We start from the raw sequence: 5,167 nt of genomic DNA, 5'->3' as shown, positions 1-5,167 counted from the left end.
GGATTCAGCTCAGCCCCGGCGAACGAGCCGAGATCGTGGTTCGCGTCGACCCCGGTGCGACGACCACACTGGTGTCGTTCCCGATCGAGGACGGCGGTGGCGTGAGTTCCTCCGACGCCGAGAACTTCGGCATGAACGACCGCTTCGACATCCTCGAACTGCGGGGCGTTGCCAGCCGCGCGTCACGGTCGACTCTCCCGGCGCAGTTGGCCGTACTGCCGCGTCTGGATCCGTCGAAGGCAAGCGTTTCCCGAACCTTCGATCTGCAGTGGTACATGATCAACGGGCAACGAATGGACATGAACCGCATCGATTTCGAGGCCGAGGTCGGCGCGACCGAGGTGTGGACGATCACCAACAAGGACAACTGGCCACACAATTTCCATGTCCACGACGTACAGTTCCAGATCCTCGACGTCAGGGTCCCGCAGACGGGCTGCGACGGCGGTGCCGTGGGCGCCGGCGGAAGCGCCTGGCCGTTCCCGAACAACGCCCCGGCTGCCGGCGTGACGGTCGCCGAGCACGACGGCACCCCGGCCTGGCTGCCGGTCGGCCTCCTGGTCGTCCTGGGCCTCGCCGCCGGAGCCGCGCGCGGCCGTGCGTCGCGCTGATCCACGCCCCCTGGCCGCCGCCGCGCTCCTCGTGGGCGTGGCGGCGGTCGTCGCGTTCCTGCTGACCCGCGGCGACGACGTCGAGCCGCGCCCCACAGCCGGCCCGACGTCGGCCGCCCCGTCGGCGTCCGCCTCCTCCGCGCCGCCGGACGAGCCCAGCGGGTTCACCCCGGCACGGGTGCGCATCCCAACCATCGACGTCGACGCCCCGGTGGTCGGGCGACGGCGAGCGCGCGGCGTTCGTCGTCCGCGCGGTGCGCACGGTCCCCGTCGAGCAGTTCCGCCGCATCGCGCAGGCCGTGTACCGCACGTCGGGCCCGACCAGCCTCGTCCTCATGACGTGCGGCGACTACGACGGCAGCGACTTCCGCTCGACCGTCGTGGTCGTGGCGACCCCCGTCCGGTCCTGAGCCCGTCGGACCTCGTCCGGGTCGCCGTCGGTCAGCCGACGAGGAAGGCGACCCCCCGCACGACCATCACCACGAGCAGGACCTTCGCGACGAGCCGGACGGTCCGGTGTGCGCGGCGGAAGCCCAGGAGGGTGAGCGCGAGCACGAGCGCGCTGAGGAACGGGTTGACCCACAGGAGCGCGAACCCGATCAGCCCGGCGGCGTAGGCGCTGTCAGGATGGTGCCGTGCGAGCGAGCTGCTCACCATGTCTCGTGCCTCCCGTCGGTGTCCGCACGCCCAGCCAAGCGCACATGACGACCCGCGTCTCAGGAATGGGCCGAACTGCCGATGCGGAGAGAACGACGACCGCGCGGCTGAGCCGGGCTCAGCCCGCGCCGAAGAACCAGCGGCGGCGTCCCTCGCCGACCAGCTCGCCGTCGAGCACTGCGTCGTCGGTGCGGGTCGCGGGCTCCTCAGGCACGACCTCGCCGACCACGGGCTCCTCGTGCGTCGGGTCGTCTCTCGGGCAGCGTGTCGGCGAGCACCGGGAAGGCGTGCACCTGGCCCCGCCAGAGGTGCGTCTCGACGGTCACGCCGCGCTCGGACAGCAACAGCGCCATCGCCTCCACCTCGGGCCGCAGCATCTCGTCCTCCACCGCGACGAAGAACGTCGGCGACGTGATGTGGTCGGCCGCGTCGAGCGGCGAGACCTCACCCTCGATGGCCGAGCCCTCGGGCAGCCAGCGCTCGCGGATCACCGCGACGCGCCCGATCGGCAGGTAGGCGTCGCGCACCCGGGCCACGCGTGCCACGCCCTCCTTGTCGATGCGGTCGGGGTCGAGGCTCAGCAGCGGCGAGAAGGTCAGCAGGGCGGCCGGCGCGGGCAGCCCCCGGCGGTTCGCCAGCTCGGCGATCTTCATGGTCAGGTAGCCGCCCGCGGAGTCGCCCGCCACGACGATCTTGTCGGGCTGGTCGCTCATCTCCACGAGCGCCGCGTAGGCGCGGATGGCGTCGTCGACCGAGTCCGCCACCGAGCCCTCGGGCAGCTGCACGTACTCGACGGAGATCACCGTCGCGCCCGTGTAGAGGGCGAGCCGCTCGCAGATCCGGCGGTGCGTCTCGATGCCGCAGGAGAAGAACCCACCGCCGTGCAGGTAGAGCAGCGTCATCTCGCTGGTCGGGCCGTAGCGGTGCGTCATCGACTCCACGTGCACGCCGTCGAGCTCGAAGGAGACCGGCTCGACGAAGCGCGACCGCGGACCGCGGGCCGAGAGCTTGTCGAGGGAGCGCAGCGTCGTGAGGGTCCGGTCGTTGAGCGGCGCGAGGCGCAGCAGCGGCTTGAAGACCAGCCGGGTGGTGCGACCAAGGACCCGGCTCTTGAGGCTGACGTCCTCGTGCACCACGGCCTCGTCGTAGACCACCTGCATCGGTCGGTGACGCAGCGGCAGGCCCTGGCGGGCCCGCTGCGTCACGACGGCGACGCGGGGTCGCGGACGCACCGGGGCGGCGGTGCTGGCGTCGCTGTCGGAGCCGACGCCGGGGAGCAGCGCCCTCAGACGACGCAGGACGGAACGCACGGACATACCGTCACCATACTCCCGGTATGCGCAGGTCAGGCGGCCGTGAGCAGGTCAGTCGGCCTGGAAGCGCGCGTCGACCTCGACCCGGACCACGACGTCCTCCGGCACCAGGGCGAGCCCCGAACGGTCGGCGCCGGCGTCCAGTCGGTGCGTCACCGCACCGACGACCACCGCGTCGCCGCGACCGTCGAGCATGCCCGGGTCGGCGAGCTGCAGCGCCACCACCCGACCACGGCGCACGGCGTCGGCGTACGTCTGCGCCTTGGTCACCGCGTCGTCGACGGCGGCCTTGCGGACCTCCGCCTCCAGCACCCGTCGGCTGCGGACGCCGAGGTCCCACTCGATCGGCAGCACCTCCACCCCGGCCACGCCGGCCCAGTGGTCGAGGAAGCCGTTCATGCGCTCGAAGTCGACGAACTCGGCCCGCAGCTGCACCGAGGCCGTGTGCACGACCTCCTCCGACCGTCGGTCACCGACCCAGGGGCGGCTGCCGTGGACCGTCACCTGGTCGCTCGACCACGTGTCGACCGCGCCCAGGGCGGCGAGGTCGCGCAGGTGTCCCGCGAGCGGCTCCTGCAGCGCCGCCGCCCGGTCGCGGACGTCGGCCCGGTCGGTCCCCTCCACGACGGCCTCGAGCCGCACGAGGGCGCGCTCGGCCGGATGACGCGCCTCGGCCACGCCGCGCACGGTGATCTGCACTCCCATCCGGACATTCTCCCCACGATCGCCGACGCGCGCGGACTTTCGCCCCAACCGGATGCGGTCGACCGGCCTGCGAGCGGCTCGTCGAGGACCCCGCACCTGAGGGATCCCTCACCCTAGGATGAGGACATGGTGACGCTCGCCGACCTCCAGGTCCGCTCCCTCGGTCCGTGCACGGTGCCCTCACCTCTGTCGCACTACGTCGGCGGCCGCGCGACCAACGAGTACTACGTGGGCGAGGACGACCGCGTGCTGTTCGACGACACCGTCGAGCTGATCCAGCGTCGCGGCCTGCCGCTGGAGGAGCTGCCGACCTTCGAGACCGGCGGTCCCCGGGCCCGCCTGTTCTTCGACCCCGGATCCGTGCGGGTCGGCGTCGTGACCTGCGGTGGCCTGTGTCCCGGCCTGAACGACGTCATCCGGGCGATCGTCATGGAGCTGCACGAGCACTACGGCGTGCGCGACGTCGTCGGGTTCCGCAACGGGTACGCCGGGCTGGTGCCGGGTCTCGGCCTCGAGCCGGTCGCGCTGACCCCCGACTTCGTCGCCAACATCCACGAGCGCGGCGGCACCGTGCTCGGCTCGTCCCGCGGCGCGCAGGACGTCGGCGTCGTCGTCGACACCCTGCAGGCCCGCGGCATCGACATCCTCTTCGTCATCGGCGGCGACGGGTCGATGCGCGGCGCCCACCGCATCGCCGAGGAGGCGACCGCACGGGGCGCCGACATCGCCGTCGTCGGGGTGCCGAAGACGATCGACAACGACATCCCGCACATCGGGCAGAGCTTCGGCTTCCAGACGGCCTACTCGCGGGCGGCGCAGTCGATCAAGGCCGCCAAGATCGAGGCCGAGGCGTCGCTGAACGGCGTCGGGCTGGTCAAGGTGATGGGTCGCCACGCCGGGTTCATCGCCTGCTACTCCGCCCTGGCCGGCCACGACGCCGACTTCGTCCTCATCCCCGAGGTGCCGTTCGCGCTCGACGGCGACAACGGCCTGCTGGAGCACGTCCGGCGCAAGGTCGCCGCGCAGGGTCACGCCGTCCTGGTGGTGGCCGAGGGTGCCGGTCAGGAGCACCTGCCGCACGACGGCGCTACCGACGCGTCCGGCAACGCCCGCCTCGCCGACATCGGTCGCCTGCTGCGCGAGCGGATCACCGACGACTTCACGTCGCGCGGCGAGGAGGTGCTGTTCCGCTACTTCGACCCCGGCTACTTCATCCGCTCGGTGCCGGCGGAGCCGTCGGACTCGGTGTACTGCTCGCGCCTCGCGCAGACCGCCGTGCACGCGGCCATGGCCGGCCGCACCGACATGGTCGTCGGACGCCGCCGCCACCGGTTCGTGCACGTGCCGATCAGCTACGTGACCCACCGCCCCCACCACGTCTCCCCCGACGGCGACCTCTGGCTCAGCGTCCTCGAGTCGACCGCCCAGCCCTTCGACATGCGCTGACCACCCCGGCGCGACCACCCGGCAACGGATCAGCGCGACCCGACCCCCAGCGACGGCTTGGAATGGTCTCGATACACCTCCCCTCGCTGGCGCTCGTGGAGGCACTCGACCAGCGAAAGGTTTCGCTGGTCGAGTAGCAGGGACGAGCTTGCGAGGTCCCTGCGTATCGAGACCACTCGGCAACGGTTCAGCGCGGGCCAACCCCCAGCGACCGCCCGGAATGGTCTCGATACGCCCGACCGGGCTCCTCCGTCGCCGGTCGGCCTACTCGACCAACGGAGGGTTCCGCTGGTCGTGGAGGCACTCGACCAGCGGAGGGTTCCGCTGGTCGAGTAGCGGGAACGAGCTTGCGAGGTCCCTGCGTATCGAGACCACTCGACAACGGTTCAGCGCGGGCCGAGCCCCAGCGACCACCCAGAGTGGTCTCGATACACC

The 5,167-nt window shown here is 71.8% G+C and carries 6 protein-coding genes; 3 read left to right on the top strand and 3 right to left on the bottom strand.

Going from position 1 to position 5,167, the window contains the following annotated elements; genetic code table 11:
• Window positions 1-611, top strand: a 611-nt coding sequence (locus tag A6Q79_RS16870; protein ID WP_317698824.1) for a multicopper oxidase domain-containing protein, incomplete at its 5' end; no start/stop codon positions are given.
• A gap of 254 nt (window positions 612-865) precedes the next feature.
• Complete coding sequence (locus tag A6Q79_RS16865; protein WP_317698823.1) at window positions 866-1,021, top strand: hypothetical protein; 156 nt, start codon at window positions 866-868, stop codon at window positions 1,019-1,021.
• 31 nt (window positions 1,022-1,052) lie between these two features.
• Here A6Q79_RS16865 and A6Q79_RS16860 read toward each other — a convergent pair whose 3' ends face one another.
• The 3 genes from A6Q79_RS16860 to A6Q79_RS16850 all read right to left on the bottom strand — a co-directional run bounded on the left by A6Q79_RS16860 (window position 1,053) and on the right by A6Q79_RS16850 (window position 3,286).
• The gene (locus tag A6Q79_RS16860) at window positions 1,053-1,268 is read right to left on the bottom strand and encodes a hypothetical protein (protein WP_286689549.1); all 216 of its coding nucleotides are present in this window, start codon (window positions 1,266-1,268) and stop codon (window positions 1,053-1,055) included.
• Window positions 1,269-1,474: 206 nt separating this feature from the next.
• Window positions 1,475-2,584, bottom strand: coding sequence for an alpha/beta hydrolase fold domain-containing protein (locus A6Q79_RS16855; protein ID WP_317698822.1), 1,110 nt, complete (start codon window positions 2,582-2,584; stop codon window positions 1,475-1,477).
• A gap of 48 nt (window positions 2,585-2,632) precedes the next feature.
• Window positions 2,633-3,286, bottom strand: a complete 654-nt coding sequence (locus tag A6Q79_RS16850) for an SIMPL domain-containing protein (RefSeq protein ID WP_083516148.1) — start codon at window positions 3,284-3,286, stop codon at window positions 2,633-2,635.
• Window positions 3,287-3,412: 126 nt separating this feature from the next.
• Between A6Q79_RS16850 and A6Q79_RS16845 the strand changes: the two genes are divergently transcribed.
• Window positions 3,413-4,732, top strand: a complete 1,320-nt coding sequence (locus A6Q79_RS16845) for an ATP-dependent 6-phosphofructokinase (RefSeq protein WP_067853081.1) — start codon at window positions 3,413-3,415, stop codon at window positions 4,730-4,732.
• Window positions 4,733-5,167 lie beyond the last annotated feature (435 nt).

The organism is Aeromicrobium sp. REDSEA-S32_B7, assembly GCF_001626145.1.
Lineage (GTDB): Bacteria > Actinomycetota > Actinomycetes > Propionibacteriales > Nocardioidaceae > Aeromicrobium > Aeromicrobium erythreum.
Note: the sequence above shows the minus strand (reverse complement) of the source record. Positions and strands in the feature narration are given on the sequence as shown.